Source organism: Allokutzneria oryzae, from assembly GCF_042429765.1.
In the GTDB taxonomy this organism is placed as follows: domain Bacteria; phylum Actinomycetota; class Actinomycetes; order Mycobacteriales; family Pseudonocardiaceae; genus Allokutzneria; species Allokutzneria oryzae.
This window is the reverse complement of record NZ_JBHLZU010000009.1, coordinates 21,032-37,059: the sequence shown is the minus strand read 5'-3', so window position 1 is coordinate 37,059 and position 16,028 is coordinate 21,032. Positions and strand designations below refer to the sequence as shown.

The 16,028-nt window shown below is 70.2% G+C and carries 16 protein-coding genes; 9 read left to right on the top strand and 7 right to left on the bottom strand.

Translation table 11 applies throughout. From position 1 onward, the window contains the following. The first annotated feature begins 81 nt into the window (after positions 1–81). The 3 genes from ACFFQA_RS10125 to ACFFQA_RS10115 all read left to right on the top strand — a co-directional run bounded on the left by ACFFQA_RS10125 (position 82) and on the right by ACFFQA_RS10115 (position 1,827). A complete protein-coding gene (locus tag ACFFQA_RS10125; protein WP_377851495.1) occupies positions 82–387 on the top strand; it encodes a DUF6355 family natural product biosynthesis protein in 306 nt (101 codons plus the stop codon). A 165-nt stretch (positions 388–552) separates the two neighbouring features. Further along, positions 553–783, top strand: coding sequence for a DUF6985 domain-containing protein (locus ACFFQA_RS10120; protein WP_377851494.1), 231 nt, complete (start codon positions 553–555; stop codon positions 781–783). A gap of 147 nt (positions 784–930) precedes the next feature. Then, positions 931–1,827 carry a S1 family peptidase gene (locus ACFFQA_RS10115; RefSeq protein ID WP_377851493.1) on the top strand — a complete coding sequence of 299 codons (897 nt, stop codon included), beginning with the start codon at positions 931–933 and terminating at the stop codon, positions 1,825–1,827. A 54-nt stretch (positions 1,828–1,881) separates the two neighbouring features. Here ACFFQA_RS10115 and ACFFQA_RS10110 read toward each other — a convergent pair whose 3' ends face one another. After that, positions 1,882–2,745, bottom strand: a complete 864-nt coding sequence (locus ACFFQA_RS10110) for a methyl-accepting chemotaxis protein (RefSeq protein ID WP_377851492.1) — start codon at positions 2,743–2,745, stop codon at positions 1,882–1,884. Between ACFFQA_RS10110 and ACFFQA_RS10105 the strand changes: the two genes are divergently transcribed. Continuing rightward, positions 2,744–2,926, top strand: coding sequence for a hypothetical protein (locus tag ACFFQA_RS10105; RefSeq protein ID WP_377851490.1), 183 nt, complete (start codon positions 2,744–2,746; stop codon positions 2,924–2,926). The two genes, ACFFQA_RS10110 and ACFFQA_RS10105, sit on opposite strands and share 2 nt — an antisense overlap. Positions 2,927–2,950: 24 nt before the next feature. On the opposite strand, the gene ACFFQA_RS10100 is transcribed toward ACFFQA_RS10105, so the two are convergent. After that, positions 2,951–3,325 (bottom strand): ArsR/SmtB family transcription factor, encoded by a 375-nt coding sequence (locus ACFFQA_RS10100; RefSeq protein ID WP_377851489.1) that lies wholly within the window; start codon positions 3,323–3,325, stop codon positions 2,951–2,953. 194 nt (positions 3,326–3,519) lie between these two features. On the opposite strand from ACFFQA_RS10100, the gene ACFFQA_RS10095 reads away from it, so the two are divergent. The 3 genes from ACFFQA_RS10095 to ACFFQA_RS10085 all read left to right on the top strand — a co-directional run bounded on the left by ACFFQA_RS10095 (position 3,520) and on the right by ACFFQA_RS10085 (position 7,198). After that, on the top strand, positions 3,520–5,367 hold the full coding sequence (locus tag ACFFQA_RS10095) for a heavy metal translocating P-type ATPase (protein ID WP_446681673.1): 1,848 nt from the start codon (positions 3,520–3,522) through the stop codon (positions 5,365–5,367). A gap of 293 nt (positions 5,368–5,660) precedes the next feature. Then, a complete protein-coding gene (locus ACFFQA_RS10090) occupies positions 5,661–6,245 on the top strand; it encodes a DUF4142 domain-containing protein (protein WP_377851485.1) in 585 nt (194 codons plus the stop codon). A 209-nt stretch (positions 6,246–6,454) separates the two neighbouring features. Then, a complete protein-coding gene (locus ACFFQA_RS10085) occupies positions 6,455–7,198 on the top strand; it encodes a MerR family transcriptional regulator (protein ID WP_377851484.1) in 744 nt (247 codons plus the stop codon). 85 nt (positions 7,199–7,283) lie between these two features. Here the strand turns inward: ACFFQA_RS10085 and ACFFQA_RS10080 are convergent, their stop codons facing one another. Next, the gene (locus ACFFQA_RS10080) at positions 7,284–7,742 is read right to left on the bottom strand and encodes a condensation domain-containing protein (protein ID WP_377851483.1); all 459 of its coding nucleotides are present in this window, start codon (positions 7,740–7,742) and stop codon (positions 7,284–7,286) included. 228 nt (positions 7,743–7,970) lie between these two features. Here ACFFQA_RS10080 and ACFFQA_RS10075 point away from each other — a divergent pair, with 228 nt between their 5' ends. Then, positions 7,971–8,114 carry a hypothetical protein gene (locus ACFFQA_RS10075; protein WP_377851482.1) on the top strand — a complete coding sequence of 48 codons (144 nt, stop codon included), beginning with the start codon at positions 7,971–7,973 and terminating at the stop codon, positions 8,112–8,114. Positions 8,115–8,185: 71 nt separating this feature from the next. Next, positions 8,186–10,390 (top strand): RNA polymerase recycling motor ATPase HelR, encoded by a 2,205-nt coding sequence (helR, locus tag ACFFQA_RS10070; protein WP_377851481.1) that lies wholly within the window; start codon positions 8,186–8,188, stop codon positions 10,388–10,390. A gap of 26 nt (positions 10,391–10,416) precedes the next feature. Here the strand turns inward: helR and ACFFQA_RS10065 are convergent, their stop codons facing one another. The 4 genes from ACFFQA_RS10065 to ACFFQA_RS10050 all read right to left on the bottom strand — a co-directional run bounded on the left by ACFFQA_RS10065 (position 10,417) and on the right by ACFFQA_RS10050 (position 15,605). Next, positions 10,417–11,358, bottom strand: coding sequence for a DUF5829 family protein (locus tag ACFFQA_RS10065; protein WP_377851480.1), 942 nt, complete (start codon positions 11,356–11,358; stop codon positions 10,417–10,419). 197 nt (positions 11,359–11,555) lie between these two features. Further along, the gene (locus ACFFQA_RS10060) at positions 11,556–12,704 is read right to left on the bottom strand and encodes a VanZ family protein (RefSeq protein ID WP_377851479.1); all 1,149 of its coding nucleotides are present in this window, start codon (positions 12,702–12,704) and stop codon (positions 11,556–11,558) included. Positions 12,705–13,206: 502 nt separating this feature from the next. Then, entirely contained in the window at positions 13,207–14,247 is a 1,041-nt protein-coding gene (locus tag ACFFQA_RS10055) for a phomopsene synthase (protein WP_377851478.1), read from the bottom strand. Then, positions 14,244–15,605, bottom strand: a complete 1,362-nt coding sequence (locus tag ACFFQA_RS10050) for a cytochrome P450 (RefSeq protein ID WP_377851477.1) — start codon at positions 15,603–15,605, stop codon at positions 14,244–14,246. Before ACFFQA_RS10050 ends, ACFFQA_RS10055 begins: the two co-directional genes overlap by 4 nt. Positions 15,606–16,028 lie beyond the last annotated feature (423 nt).

Below are 16,028 nucleotides of genomic sequence, written 5' to 3'. Positions count from 1 at the left end.
CCGTTACTTTCCGTTGGCGTCCAGCGAACACCGGCCGCGTTCACCTCGCGGGGAACGGGGCAAGACGAGCAAGGGGAGCACATGCGCAGAACCGCTAGGGCCGTCGTCGGAACGGTCGCCGCGATGGCGGCCGCGATGAGCCTGACGGCCCTCCCGGCCAGCGGCGCCCCGGTGGGGGACGTCGCGAAGCTGGAGAAGTGCGGCTTCGACCGGAAGGGCACGCCCGCTGTTCAGGCGTGGTACAACCACTGCGGCAGCGGATCTGTCTGGATCCAGGTCGACCACTTCGTCGGTGACAACACCTTCCAGTGCGTCGGCCCCGGCCTCACACTGCTCGGCGTCTGGCCTGACGTCTACGACGCCTGGTACGACAACCGCACCTGCTGACGCGGCAGGAACACGGAGCACGGAGGAAGCGCGGTCGGCTGACCGCGCTTCTCTTTTGGAGAGCGGCGGTGTCGCTTTTCGAGTTGCACGGTTCCGGCTGCTGCTCCTGAACGGGAAGACCTCCTTGCGGCCATCGCCAGGACGTCGCGCGCTCCCTGGACTGGGATGAGGGCCTGTCAATTATCGCCAGCCCGTCTGACGTGTGGAAACACGTCACCAGCGGCGATGTGCGATTGCGAGATCGAGCACGGTCTCCAAATTGTGTTTCGGGGCGGCCGTGTCGTGACCAAGGTCGGACCGTACGGCAGTCATAACACCAACGCGGCTCGGCCGGTTCCAGTACGCCGTCGTGGATGGCGAACGGGCTCGCGCGTCCATGCCGTCAGCGACGGCTGAGGCCGGCGTCAATGTCGAGCTGGAGCCCCGGCGGTCGCGAAGAAATATGCCTTTCGGGATACGACAAATTCTTCGCCGTGGGATATGGGGTAAACCATTCAGGGATGCGGTCGAGAATGTGCGAATGCGGGTCGCTAGGCTGCCGTCATGACCGAAGAAAAAGGGGTGCGCCGCCGTCGTAAATGGTGGGTTCTGGGGCCGCTTCTGGTGATCCTGACGCCACTGGTGATCTACTCCCCGTTCCTGGTGTGGGAGTACACGCGCCCGCAGCCCGATGTCATTCCGGGAAGCGCTCCGGTATCGACGGCCGCCGCGCCGTGGGTCGTCGCCATCGGCAATCCCACCGCCTATGCCGGCAGCCCCAGCCACAAGCTGTGCGTCGGCACGCTGGTCGCGCCGAGGGCCGTGGTCACGGCGGCCCACTGCCTGGGGGTCTCCGCGCCGTCCGAGCTGACGGTGACCATCGGGCGGGATGACCTGCGCGGCAATGCCGGGCGGGTCGTGAAGGTCGCCGACACGTGGCGCGAGCCCCGTTTCGCGAAGGAGCTCACCGAGGAGACCTTCTTCGGCGGCGTGTTCAGCCGTGTCAACATGGCCTTCGGCGACATCGGCCTGGTGACGCTGGCCGAGCCCGTCGACACCCCGACGCTGCCGATGGCCGATGCCGCGAGCGCGCCACAGGCTGGCGCGCCCGCGACCGTCTACGGCTGGCGCATGTCGCCCGACGACGTCCCGGTCCTGTGGCAGGCGCCCACCGCCGTGGGCTCGGACACCGAGTGCGTGCGTCGGGCCGCCGACAGCGCCCGCTTCATGCCGCCGCGCTGGCACGGCTTCAGCTATGACACGGCCTCGTTCCTGTGCGTGGGCACCGAGCGCGCGATTCGCCTGCGGGCGACCGACAGCGGTTCGCCGGTCGTGGTGAACGGCCACCTCGCTGGAGTGGCCGCGTGGTTCCCGAGCGCGGACGCCTCGGCTCCGGACTACTACACCCGGGTGGCCGCCTTCCAGCCGCGGCTGGCGAGCCTGATCGACAACATCCGCTGAGCAACCGCGTTCCCGGTGGGCCGGTCGCCTCGCGGGACCGGCCCACCGCGACGTTCACCCCAGGCGGGGAGCCAGGATCGCGCTCAGGTCGCCGAGGTTGGACCTGACGAGGATGCCCAGAACCTCCCGGCCGAGGTCGACTGTGCGGATCATCAGCTCGGGCAGCTTCAGGACGGTGCTCGTGTCGCAGCGCGCAGCCGCTTCCGCCCAGTCCCGGGCCAGGGCGATCACCTTGTGCTTGTCGACCTTGTTCAGGGTCCGCCCGATGTCCGAGAGGGCCACCAGCGCCGCCTTGACCTGCGGGGTCCTGGCGAGCTCCGGCAGCGACGCGAACAGCTTCGCGCCCTCCGGGGTCCTGGGATCGAGCAGGTTCAGGACCTGGGCGACCTGCGGCAGGTTCGCGCTCGCCTCGTAGAGCCGGACGACGTCGGAGAGGATGGACAGGCTGCCCGCCGCGGCGCTCCCGGAGCCGCAGAGCACCCGCCGGGCGGCGTCGAGGTTGCCGGTGGCCTGCAGCTCGGCCACGGCCATCGACGCCTCCGTGATCCCCTTGAACACCCGGTCCACGTCCATCGGCTTGACGCCTCCGATGATCGTGGCGATGTCCCTGAGCGCGGCGAGGATCCGATCGATCTCACCGGCGCTCGCGCCCGGGTTGTCCCGCTTCGCGGCCTCGGCGACCAAGCGTTCGAAAACCTCCGGCGGCGCGGTGACCGACCGCTGTTCGAGATTGCGCCGAAGGGTCTGCTCGTCCCCGTTCCGCCCGAGGAGAAGTCGGAGCCCGTCCGCGGCCTCGTCGGTGGCCGACACCACGCCACGCGCCGGTTCGAACGGTGAGGCGGCCTGCGCGGGCGCGGCGTTCATTCCGACAACAGCCGTCATCGCCGTCGCGCCGATCAGCGTGGTGATTCGATTCATGGACGTGCTCCTTCAGGGGATCCACCGGAAGGCCGGGACGGTATTCCCGGGCGGTGAAACCCCGCTGAAATGGCGGCTCGTGCCGACGCGCGGCCGGTGTCAGGTGGGGGTCGCGATCGCGACGATGACCTTCACCGGGCTGCGGGCCGAGCAGCACTCACCCCGCCCGCGCCGCCGCTGACCCGATCCCGCGCGGGCCAGGTGCTCACAGTCCCTCAGCAGCGTCCTGCGGCGGGTCGCTGAGGCCGAGGCGCAGGTGCTCGACGTGGTAGAGCGCTTGGTCGAGCAGGGCCGCGACGTGGTGGTCGTGGAGGGCGTAGACCACGGACCGGCCGCGACGTTCACCCACGATGAGTCCGAGGTTGCGCAACAGGCGCAGCTGGTGGGAGCAGGCCGACTGCTCCATGCCGACCTCGGCGGCGAGCTCGGTGGCCGGCAGGGCGCCTTCGCGGAGCCGGGCCAGGATCAACAGGCGGGACGGGGTGGCCAGCGCCTGCAAGGTGGTCGCCACTCTGGCCGCTCCGACGGCGTCGAGCCGGGCTCGCGCGGTAGCGGCGCTGGGGGCGGCGTTGTGACCCATGCCCGAATCCTAGTCGCAGAACACTTGAAGAACTGTTCATGCTTTCCTGTATCGTCCCGGTTCGTTCCGCCGCCGACCTGAGGGAGTGCCGGGCTGTGTCCTCGACCGCTGTTCGTCCCGTGCCCGTTGGGGGACCTGTCGTGATCCCGACGCGACGACGTCGGGTGTTCGCTCTGGCCGAGGTGCGGTGGGCCGTGGCGGCCACAGCCGCGTTCCTTGCGGGGCTCGTGCTGGACCTGGCGGAAGCCCCGGGGTGGGCGTGGGGTCCGTTGTACGCGGCGGCGTACGTGTGCGGTGGCTGGGAGCCCGCGTGGGCGGGCGTGCGGGCATTACGCGAGCGCACCCTGGACGTGGACCTGCTGATGATCGTCGCCGCGATCGGGGCCGCCGCGATCGGTCAGCCGATGGACGGCGCGTTGCTGATCGTCATCTTCGCCACCTCCGGGGCGTTGGAGGCGCTGGCGACCGCGCGCACCGAGGACTCGGTGCGGGGTCTGCTCGACCTGGCCCCGGAGACCGCTACCCGGATCGGTGCGGACGGGTCCGAGGAGGTTGTGCCCACCACCGAGCTGGCGGTGGGCGAGACGATCCTGGTGCGGCCGGGCGAGCGGGTCGGTGCCGACGGCAGAGTCCTCGCCGGCTCCAGCGAGGTCGACCAGGCCAGCATCACCGGGGAGCCGCTGCCGGTGGCCAAGCACGCCGGGGACCCGGTCTTCGCCGCGACGATCAACGGCACCGGCGCGCTGCGGGTCCTGGTGGAGCGGGATGCCTCGGAGTCGGTGATCGCCCGCATCGTGGAGATGGTGGAGCGGGCTTCGCGGACCAAGGCGCCCGCGCAGCTGTTCATCGAGAAGATCGAGCAGCGCTACTCCCTGGGCGTGGTGGTGGCGACCCTGGCGGTGTTCGCCGTTCCGCTGCTGTGGGGGACGGAGCTGAGCGAGGCGTTGCTGCGGGCGATGACGTTCATGATCGTCGCCTCGCCGTGCGCGGTGGTGCTGGCCACGATGCCACCGCTGTTGTCGGCGATCGCCAACGCCGGGCGGCACGGTGTGCTGGTGAAGTCCGCCGCTGTGATGCAGCAGCTCGGCGAGATCGACAGCGTCGTCGTGGACAAGACCGGCACCCTCAGCCAGGGCGCTCCTCACCTGACGACACTGCGCCTGCTGCCCGGCACGCGGCTTGACGAGGCGACGGTCCTGGCGTGGGCGGCGGCGCTGGAGAGCAACAGCGAGCACCCGCTCGCCCGGGCTGTGGTGGACGCCGCCCGCGCGCGGGGACTGGAACTGCCCGCGGTGAGCGAGTTCAGTGCCCTGCCCGGCGTCGGGGTCACCGGCGTCGTCGCGGGGGCGGAGGTGACCGTGGGCAGCCCCCGGGACGTGCTAGCTGGCTCGGAGGTGGCGGAGGTGGTGGGCGAGTTGGAGCGGCTAGGTGAGACGGCGGTGCTGGTTGAACGGAACGGGCTCCCGGTGGGAGTGCTGGGCATCGTCGACCAGGTGCGTGGCGATGCCGCCGAGGCCGTGGCGGCGCTGACAGCGCTGACCGCGAGCAGCCCGGTCCTGCTCACCGGCGACAACTCCCGCGCCGCGACCCGGCTCGCGGCGGAGGTCGGCATCACCGAGGTCCACGCCGACCTGCTGCCCCAGGACAAGCTCGACGTGGTCGGCCAGCGCACCGGACAAGGGCGGAAGGTTCTGGCGCTCGGCGACGGCGTCAACGACGCCCCCGCGCTGGCGGCCGCCCACGTGGGGGTCGCGATGGGCCGTGTCGGCTCCGATCTCGCGCTGAAGGCCGCCGACGTGGTGATCGTGCGTGACGAGCTCGCCGCGGTGCCCGCCGTGGTGTCGCTGTCCCGGCGAGCACGACGCGTGGTCGCCCAGAACCTCGTGCTCGCCGGGGTGTTCATCTCCGGCCTGGTGCTCTGGGACCTGCTGGGCACGCTGCCGCTGCCGCTGGGCGTGCTCGGCCACGAGGGCTCCACCGTCCTGGTCGGCCTCAACGGACTGCGCCTGTTGCGTGAGTCAGCCTGGCGCGACGCCGGATAAGGGGCACGTTCGGATATTCGGGCGTACCGGGCAGTGATCTATTTGCGTGATCTTGGGCGGCGAGCCGACAGATGGTGCCGGAGTGCCGCGTATCCATTCTGAGACCAAGGACCGGCACCAGCTCCACGGATGCCGCTTGGCGGGTGAGTGCGTGTTCGGGTGGGGGCGTGTGCGCCACCGCGCCGTTTCTGTGAGCGATGACCTGCTCCACGTCGAGCGACCGGGCTCGCGGTCGTCGAGCGCGGGCGAGGGTCTCACGCAGACAGAAGACCAACCACGACAGGGGAACAACGATGAAGTCATCACGCCTTGTGGCCGCGGTCGGGCTGGCTGGCGCGTTCGCACTGACTGGGATCACCGCCGCCCAAGCGTCGCCCACACCCGGAGCCGACCGGCTCGCGGTGACCGCGGCCGCGTCGCAGGCCGAAGCGCAGTTGGTGGCGCAGGCCAGTCGGATCGACGAGTCCTTCCTGCGGAAGGTGCATCAGGACAGCCTCTTCGCGATCGTCAACGGCGGTCTCGCGGTGCACAAGGGCCGCTGCTCTACCGTGCGCCGCCTCGGTGGTGTGGAGGTGCGTGGTCACCGGCAGCTGGACCGGAGCCTGCGCCTGGTCGCAGCACGGGAGCGGGTGGCGATCCCCAGCACTCTGACCCGTGCGCAGCAGAAGTCGCTGCGGGAGCTGGCGAGGAAGTCGGGGACCAGCTTCGACCGCGCCTGGCTCCGGGTGCAGGTCGTCGCCCACCAGCAGACGCTGAAACTCATCCAGCGCCAGCTCCGCAGCGGCCAGATGGTCGAGGTGAAGCAGCTGGCGCGGGAGGCTGCCCCCATCATCCGGCGTCACCTGGACCTGGCGCGCCAGGCAATGCGAGTGTGCTGACACCGCCCCCAGCAGGACGTGTCTGAGGCGGGTGGGGGCGAGGCTCTCGTCCCCACCCGGCTTTTCTGCGTGGCGGTCGCGGTTGTCGGGCCATCGGCGGTCCTTGCGGCGCTGGACGGCGGTTGACCATGCCGTAGCGGCACAGTTTGTACTGTCAGCGATGCCGCCGCGACCGTGCGGGCGGACCCGGTTCCCGAGGAGGGGCAGTCGTGGCCTGGAGCACCCGTCAGCTCGCCGAGCTCGCCGGCACGAGCCTGCGGACGGTGCGGCACTACCACGAGGTCGGCCTGCTGGCCGAGCCCGAACGGCGGGCCAACGGCTACAAGCGCTACGGCGTGGCGCACCTGGTGCGGCTGCTGCGGATCAAGCGCCTGACCGATCTCGGCTTCTCCCTGGCGCAGATCGCCGAGATGGGTGATTCGGACGAACATCCCGAGGAAGCGCTTCGGAGGCTGGACGCCGAGTTGGCCGGGACCATCGAACGGCTGCGACGGGTGCGGGTCGAGCTCGCCCTGATCCTGCGCCAGGCCGCGCCGACCGACCTGCCGCCGGAGCTGGCGCTGGTCACGGCCGACACGGAGCTGTCAGACGCCGACCGAGGGTTCGTCGTCGTGATGAGCCGGCTGCTCAGCCCCTCGGCGATGGCCGCCTACAAGCGGATGCTGGAGACCTACAACCGCGAACCCGCCGCCACCGAGTTCGACAACCTGCCACCCGACGCCGACGAGCAGACCCGTCACGACCTGGCCCGGCGCCTGGCCCCCCACATCCGCGAGATCCAGGCCGCGAACCCGGGGATGCACGACCTGAAGGCCGACACACCAGACGCCGAGCGCTTCGCCGCGCACACGGTCGCAGCGGCCATCAAGGACCTCTACAACCCCGCCCAGATCGACGTCCTCGTCCGCGTCGGAAAGCAGCTCGCGTCACCCCCTGAGCCCGACCCCGGCTGACTCCGACAGCGAAGGTCTCGGCCGAACTCAGCCTGCTGCTGGTGGTGATCTCCTTGGGAGAAAAGGAGATCACCACCGGCCCGGCTCAGGAGGTCGCGTTCGCCGCCAGCGCCCGCAGGTTGTGCAGCAGGCACTCGCCGACCTCGTGGGCCTCGGCCTCGGTGAAGGCGTCCGGGCGGTAGTCCACCCGCAGCTCCAGCCTCGCGCCGTCCACGCGCGCCACCAAGGACAGCGGGTAGTGCGTGCCGTCGTGGACGTCGATGCGCCGCACCGCGACCTCTCCCATGCGCGTCATGGCCGAGGTGTCCAGCGGGTAGTTGTGGAACACCACGTGCGCGGCGAACAGGTGGGGGTGGCCGAGCTCCTCGGCGATCGGGGCGGCGAACAGCGTGGGCTTGGCGCCGTCCAACAGCTCCGCCCACGTCTGAGCCGCGGCGTCGTGGTCTTGGCGGTTCAACCACGACGGGAGAGCGGTGAAGCCGGGGGCCGTGCCGGACAACGCGGGATCCCCTTCGTACAGCCGGAACAGCTCGCCGAAGAGCACGGACAGCGACCAGCGTTGACGACCGCATCCGCTACGACGAGTCGGCGCTCCTGCGAGCGCTCGGGCGCTGACACACCCTCGACAGGCGCACCCTGGAAAGCGGAAAGGGGATCACCCACTCCTTCCCACTCTCAACTTATAGCGGACCCCGGGGCTTGCGGCAAGACCCGGTTCGTGCCGCAGAATCTCCCGGCCAAAGCCAGAGCCTGCGGAAATGGGAGTCGCGGAGTGCGGTTGTTGTTGTCGTATCGGTCGCGCGGGGACGTCGAACCACTGGTGGGACTCGCGGTGCGGTTGCGAGCACTCGGCGCGGAGGTGCGGGTGTGGGCGCCGCCGGACGACGAGTTCGCGAAGCCACCAGTGCCCGCGTGAACCGGGGCGCCGCGCCGGGACAGGAAGCGGACAGCAGGAAGATCGGCACTATCAGCCGCTGTGAGGAGCACGTGTCAACTCAGGAGTACGAAGAGGAACTGCGGTCCGAGCGGAGCTACGTGGCCGGGCTCTACGAGCGGCTCGACGCCGAGCGCGCGCGGGTGAAGCGCGCGTACAAGGAGGCGTTGGGGGGAACCGGCAGGACCCCCATGGAACGGGACGACGAGGTGCGCGCGCTGGCCAAGGAGCTGAAGCGGCTGCACGTGGCGGACAGCGGGCTGTGCTTCGGTCGGTTGGACACCGTCGCGGGCGAACACACCTACATCGGCCGGATCGGCCTATTCGACGAGGAGAACGAGTACCGACCGGTGTTGCTCGACTGGCGGGCGCCCGCGTCGCGCGCGTTCTACACCGCCACCGCCGCGACCCCGGAGAACATGCGCCGCCGCCGCCAGTTCCACACCCGAGGGCGTCAGGTGGTCGACTTCACCGACGAGGTGCTCGGCCGCCCCGGCGGTGGTGAGCGAGGGGACGCGGCCCTGCTCGCGGCGGTCAACGCGCCGCGCGGTGAGGGGATGCGCGACATCGTCTCGACGATCCAGGCCGAGCAGGACGAGATCATCCGGCTCGACCACCCAGGGGTGCTGGTGATCGAGGGCGGCCCGGGCACCGGGAAGACCGTGGTGGCGCTGCACCGCGTCGCGTACCTGCTCTACACCCAGCGGGAGCGGATGGAACGCCACGGTGTGCTCGTTGTCGGGCCCAACCCGGCGTTCCTGAACCACATCAGCCGCGTCCTGCCGTCGCTGGGCGAGTCCGACGTGGTGTTCATGACCGCCGGCGACCTCGTGCCCGGTCTGCGCGTCACCGCCGAGGACACCCCGGAAGCCGCGCGGCTCAAGGGTTCGCTGAGGATCCTGGACGTGCTCGCGGCGGCGATCGCCGATCGGCAGCGGCTGCCGGAGCAGCCCGTGCCGATCCAGCTGGGGGAGGTCACGGCGCGGATCGACGCCGAGACCGCGGAGTGGGCCAGGCAGGAGGCGCGTGAGAGCGGCTTGCCGCACAACGAGGCCCGCGCGGTGTTCACCGAGATCATCACGTACGTGCTCACCGAACGGGCGATCGCCAGGATCGGCAGGGGCTGGCTGACCCGGGAGGACCGCGAGTCCTGGGAGCGCCTGCGGGCGGGCCTGGTCAAGGACCTCGCGGAGGACGACAAGTTCACCGCCGTGCTGGACGAGCTGTGGCCGGTCCTGACGCCGCACACGCTGCTGGCGGAGCTGTACTCGTCCCCGGAGCGGTTGCGCGCGGCGGGCGCCGACCCCGCACTGTCGCGTGTGGACGGTGAAGCCTGGACGGTGTCGGACGTGCCGCTGATCGACGAGCTGATCGACATGCTCGGTCGGGACAAGGTGGCCGACAAGGCAGCGGAGCGGGCCGCATCGCGGGAACGGAAGGCCGAGGCCGCTTACGCCTCCGGAGTGCTGGACAGCCTCGTCAAGCGCGAGGACATGATGGACGACGAGGACCACCTGTTCGCCCATGACCTGCTCTACGCCGAGGACCTGGCGGAGCGCTTCGTCGAGCACGACACCCGCGAGCTCGCCGAGCGCGCCGCCGCCGACCGGGACTGGACCTACCGGCACGTGGTGGTCGACGAGGCCCAGGAACTGTCCGAAATGGACTGGAGAGCGCTGATGCGGCGCTGCCCGGCCAGATCCTTCACGGTGGTCGGCGATCTCGCCCAACGCCGGTCGGTGGCCGGAGCGACGTCGTGGGCGGAGATGGTGGAGCCGTACGTGCCCGGCCGCTGGGTCTACCGGTCGCTGTCGGTGAACTACCGCACCCCGGCGGAGATCATGACCGTCGCCGCCGCGCTGCTCGCCGAGTTCGCCCCCGGCGTCCAGCCACCGGAGTCGGTCCGCGCGTGCGGCGTCCAGCCGTGGTCCAGGCGGGTCACCGAGGACGAGCTCCCCGCTGCCATCGAGGAGTTCGTCCGTGACGAAGCCGAACGCGTCGGCACCAGCGTCGTGATCGGGCCACCAGGTGTGCCGGGTGCGGTGCCGGCGTCGGAGACGAAGGGCCTGGAGTTCGACGCCGTGTTGGTCGTGGAACCGGAGCGGATCCTCGCCGACGGCCCACGCGGCGCGGCCGAGCTCTACGTCGCCCTCACCCGCGCCACCCAACGCCTCGGCGTGCTGCACCGGGGCCCGTTGCCGCGCGCCCTGACCGGACTCGCCGGAACCGGGGCACCCGCCAGGGCGGGCAACGGGTGACGTAGCGACTCCCGCGCGACCGGACCTCAGGCGGGTGCGCCGCCGAAGGTCCAGACGGCGCGGGAGCCCGGGCCGACGACGAGGGTCGACCGGCCGATCCGTTCCTCGTGCCGGTTCGCCACGGCCCGGTTGAGCGACATCTCGACCTGGCGCAGACCCGCTTGGGCGCGCGGGACGGAGTCGAGCCGGATCGTGGTCGCCCCGCACCGCGCGACGGTGCCCGCTCCCGCTGCGGGCTGGAGGGCACACCCTCCGGCCCGCAGCAGCGGCACCGTGTTGGCGAGGTCGTGTGCGGTGACCGCGATGCGGATGCTGGTCACGTCGCGCATCAAGTGCTTCTGGTAGTCGTCGGGCAGGAAGCGCTCACGGCTGACGTCACCGGGGTGGGCGGCCGGCTCGGTCTTGCTCCGGGGGTCGGCGAAGTACTCCGGCAGGTACTCCATCGCCCAGCCGTCGAAGGCGTTGTACTGGTTGACGGTGCGGATGGTGTCGAACCACGGCACCGGGACACCGTCGCCGAAGTCCCGTGTCTGGCGGTACTTCACCGGGTTGGCGACGCCTTGGGCCCGCAGCCGCTCGGTCACCTTCGCCAGCTCACCCGAGCGCTCGACGGAGACCGCCAGGCCCGCGGAGCCGAACTCGGCGTCCTGGCCTGGCAGGTCGCCGACCCGGAACAGTTCGAGGTAGGTCTCACGGCCCTTCAGGTAGCGGCCGGTCCAGGTCAGTCCGCCCCCGGTCGTGGTGCGGACCTCGAAGTTGGCGAAGTCCCGCAGATAGCCGGAATGCTCGACGGCGTCGGCGGTCTGCTTGTCGATCACGGCGTACGCGTGGTTGTAGAAGAGCAGCTGCCCGGCCGAGGGTGATTGGTTCTCCCCGGTTCGCACCGTCTGCGCGCCACTCTCGACCGCCCCGGTGAGGGAGACGGTGAGGACTGCGGCGACGGCCATGATCATTCGACGGATCACCATGGCGGCGGATCCTATGGCGAAGGGGATCGTGTTCGGCGTCCCTCACTGTGCCCCCACGGGAAGCAACCCTGCTTCCCGTGGGCACTTTCGGGGCCGCGACCGGCCGCGTTTCCTCGCGGTCGCTCGACAAGCGGTGCGTGGATCACGGTTCCGGAACTTCGGTCAGCGGCGAAGAGGCGCTCGCCGAAGGCGCTCGGTCATGACGACGTCTCCTTGGCAGCAGGAGAGGCTTCGGCGCCAACAGCACCGGGCTGGGCACGGTCGTCGACCACCGTGAGTCCCGCGACCAGTCCGGACAGCCCGGGATGAGACCGTGGCCGCCAGGCGAACACCAACGCCCCGAACAGCAACAGCTGTGCCAACTCCTCCATCCCGGGCAGGAAGTGGTCCAGCCCCGTCAACGTGGAGTAGCCGAAACAACCGAACAACAACGCCACGACGACCCGCGCTCCCGCCGGACTACCGTCCGGCCTGACCCGGCGCAGCCGCACCGCGCGTTGCCCCACCGTCGCGCCGGACGCGCTGAGGGAGGGCGCGGCCAGCAACAACACCGCGGGCAGCCAGGTGCTCAACACGATCTGCAACGTCATGCCCCACGGCTGCTCGACCAGCCAGATGCCAAAGCCGTAGCGCCCCACCAGGTTCGCCGCGATCCCCAGAACCCCGCCGAACACCACCACCGACACCAGGTCCACCAGCATCCCCAGCCACCGCCGCCCGGTGGTGACCGGTCGCGGTGCGTCCGCGGCCGTCTCACCTCGCCGGTCGAACAGCCGCAGCATCGGGGCGAACACCAGTCCGATGGCGGTGCCCAGGGTGTTGGCGAGCAGATCGTCCACGTCGAACAACCGATAGGGGCAGGCGAACAGGAACCAGTTCCCGGTGAGCTGGGTGCACTCGATCAACAGCGACACCGCCGCCCCCGTCAACACCACCACCGGCACACCGCGGCGGAAGTAGTGCCGCAGGTACGCGCCCAACGGCATGAACAAGGCCACGTTGAACACCACCTGCTGCACCGCGGGGTTCACCAGCAACCCGTTCAGCCCCGGTGTCCGCTGCTCCTTGGCGATGTCGCTCAGGAACCGGAGCGGATCAAGCTGCGGTTGGGCCAACGCGCTGTGCGCCGCGCACCAGGCGTCGTCGATCTGCGGTACTGGGAACAGCGTGTAAGCCACCAACGCGAACCCATAAATGAGGAAGCCGAAGGCCAGCACCGCCGACCCCAGCCCGAGCTCGCCGCGGCGGCGATAACTGCGGTAAACGAACGGTGCCAACAACACCACGGCAAGCAGTGCACCGCCGATCACCGCCAGTACTCCCGGCAGCACCCTGGACGACAACATCCCCGAGCCTCGCTTCACCCGATCAGCGCCGCGACACGACCAGCCTCGCGACCGCGGCACAAGAACACTTCAGACGCACCGGGTACTACCAGAGCCGTAGGACGCCACCGTCCATCTGAATCACGGGTACTGCATTCTTCACTCCTTCGTGCAAACCCTTTGTCCGGTGGACAAATGCGGTCGGCCGGTCGTCTCACCGAGCGCCCCACCTGCGTCCCAGGACTGCCAAGAGGCAAGGACGGATTCGACCGCCGGCTGGGACACGATCGTGCCGACGTGCCCCCGGTTGCTCAACGAGTCGAAGCCCGGCCGCCCCGCCATGGGGGAGTTACGGGGACCCGGCTTTTTCCCTCCACTGTGGACTGTCCGTTGTGGATGCTCGACGCGACGCCCGACCTGTCCGCGTGCCGGAGGGAAGCCGCACGGCAGACGCCCGAACCCTGATCGCACCAGAGCTTCGGGACATCGCCGATGACGTGGCGTCGGCTGGGGCCCCCGGCGGTCACCGCCACCACCAGTCGACTGAGGGGATTCCCGGCGGCCCCACGGCCGAGGGCGTGTTCGAGACGGTGGCCACCGTGCGGATCGCGCCGGGGTGGTTGCCGTCCGGGTTGGAGTACCTGGCGGTCTCCAGACCCCATTCGAAGTTGCCGCGCAGCGTGCAGGTCAGGTTGTGCAGGTAACGGGCGAGCGCTGGGGAGGCGGTCGGCAGGACCTCGTCGCGCAGCTCGAAGAACCGGGCGACGATCCGGTCCCGCAACGCGACGCACTCGGCCAGGTCCAGTCCGGTCTGGTGGATACCGACCAGGTCGGGCCGCGACCGCAGCTCCCAGAGGTCCTTGCCGTGCGAGTACAGGTCGTTGTCGATCGCCGCGACCGCGCCCGCCATCTCGGTGAGCGCCCGCACCCGGGGCGCGGCGATCTCCCGCTCCGGCACGACGGCCGTCTCGGAGAGCTGGGCCCAGGTGAAGGTCGGCTCGGCTGCCGCGTACATGACCCGGGCGGACAGGTAGTCGTTGAGGCTCTGCTCGTCCGAGCGCTTCGCCACGGTGGTCTCCCACGCCGCGCCGAGCAACCACTTCATGTGGCTGTCGGCCAGCCGCCGCACGTGCTCGGGGGCACAGCAACGGTGCACGCGGGTCGCCAGGTCGACGATCGGAGCGGTGAACGGGTTGTCCGGTGGCAGAAGGTTCGTGCCGGGCTCTTCGAGGGTTCGGACGACGCGCACCGCGAAGTCCAGCAAGGAGGAGGGGTCGCCGTCGCTGGGCAGGTCGTCGAAGACGAACATCAGGTAGGCCCAGTCGACCGCGACCTGCAACCGGTCCACGTCGGCCTCCGGGCACAGGTAGCCGAAGAAGTGCGCGGAGCGGCTGTCCCGGACCCGCGTCGCCTGCACCGGGTCCGAGCAGAACCCGTAGCGGGCCATCCACGCCAGGCCGCGCTCCTCCATCAGCTCGATCCGCGGGTGCGCCTCCAGCGCGGCCGGGAAGTACATCGGCGGCAGCTGCACGGTGATGGCCGGTGACACGGTCGTGGTGGTCATGCTTCTCCTCGACGGCTCAGCTCCAACCGCAGGTGCCGGGGATGCAGCACGGCCCTCGCCCTCGGCCGCTTCCTCGGTCCCGGTACGGGCCGCAGCTCCCACCGCCGCACCAGTCCGGCCACCACGACCATGAGCTGGGTCAGGGCGAACGTGTCGCCCGCGCACCTGCGCGCCCCCTCGCCGAAGGTCAGGAACGAGCCGGGGCAGCCCGAGGGCGCGTTGAGCCACCGGTCGGGGTCGAAGCGGTCCGGCTCCGGGTACAGCCGGGACAGCCGCTGGACCAGGTACGCGCTGTAGATGACGTTCGTCCCGGCGGGGATGACGTGCCCGCCCAGCGTCGTCCGGCTCGTGGTGCTCCTGGCCAGCAGCCACGCGGGCGGGTAGAGCCGCAGCGTCTCGGTCACCACGGCGCGGGTGTAGGGAAGGGAGATCAGGTCCTCGTAGGCGGGGGCGCGATCGCCCAGCACCGCCTCGGTCTCCCGGCGCAGCCGCTCCTGCACGTCCGGGTGCTCGGCGAGCAGGTGCATCGCCCAGCTCGCGCTCGCGCTGGTGGTCTCGGTCCCGGCCAGGAACAGGCCGGTCACCATCGCGGCCATCTCCTCGTCGTCGGGAGCCTCGGCGACACCGTTCTCGACGTCCTGCGCGGCGAGCAGCACGGCCATCATGTCGTCGCGTTCCTCGTCGGAGCTGCGGTAGCCCGTGATCAGCCGCTCGATGCTGTCCTGGAGCTGCTGCCGGGCCCGGGTGAAGGCGCGGTTGGCCGGGAGCGGCAGCCGGTTGACCGCCGCGGGGCTGAGCATGCGCCGGAACACCCCGCGCACGAGGTCGGGCAGCGCGGTGCGGATGCCCGCCACTGCCTCCGGGTCCGACGCCTCGGTGAACATGACCCGGGCGGTGGTCTCGGAGGTGAACCGCAACGTGAACGCGGACACCGGCACGACCTGCCCGTGCCGCCACGACGCGGTCTCCTCGGCGAGCACCTCGTTCATGATCTCGGCGTAGTGCGGCATCCGGGCCCGGTGGAACGCGGGTTGCACCATCCGGCGCTGCCTGCGGTGCTCGGCGCGCACGGTGGTGATCAGGCCGTCGCCCTCCACCTCGCGGGCGCGCCGCCACAGCGGGCCGGTCTTGTCGAAGACCCGCTCGTTGGTGATGACCTGGTGGGCCATCTCGGGATCGCACACCACGACCGCGCGCATCGGCCCGAACCTGACCGAGACGAGGTCCCCGTGCGCGGGCAGGGAGGTGATGAAGCGCAGCGGGTCGCGCAGCAGCGTGACCGCGTGCCCCAGCAGCGGGAGCGCGCCGGGCGCCGTGCCCGTGACGGCGACCCTGGTGCTCCGAGTCTGGCTGGACATGCGTGCTTCTCCCGTTCGTCTCCCCATTAGGGTGATGATGGTTGCTTATTCAACGGGAAAGTCGGCACAGCCTGCGACGCAGTCCGCCCAAATGAGTGAATGCGGTTGAATCGGAAGGCCGCCGCCGCGGAACTGGTCACGACGCGACACCTGGACGAGCAAGGCCTCAGTGCGGGGGTGTCCGAAGGGGACGAAGGGTGTTCAAGATCAGTTTGTGAGGACCGACCTGAACACCCTTCGCACCGCATTCCTCGTCAAGCCAGGAAGAACCGCAACTGGCGAAGATCCATTCGCGGCCCCTGTTCATGGTGGAAACTTTCGGCGAAGCAGGCGACATTGTTATGCGTCGACGAGTCCGAGGGGGAGTGGCCCGCCCGGTTCGCTGCGCTGCGCGCTCGCGGCGACATCCCGCTCATGCGGTGA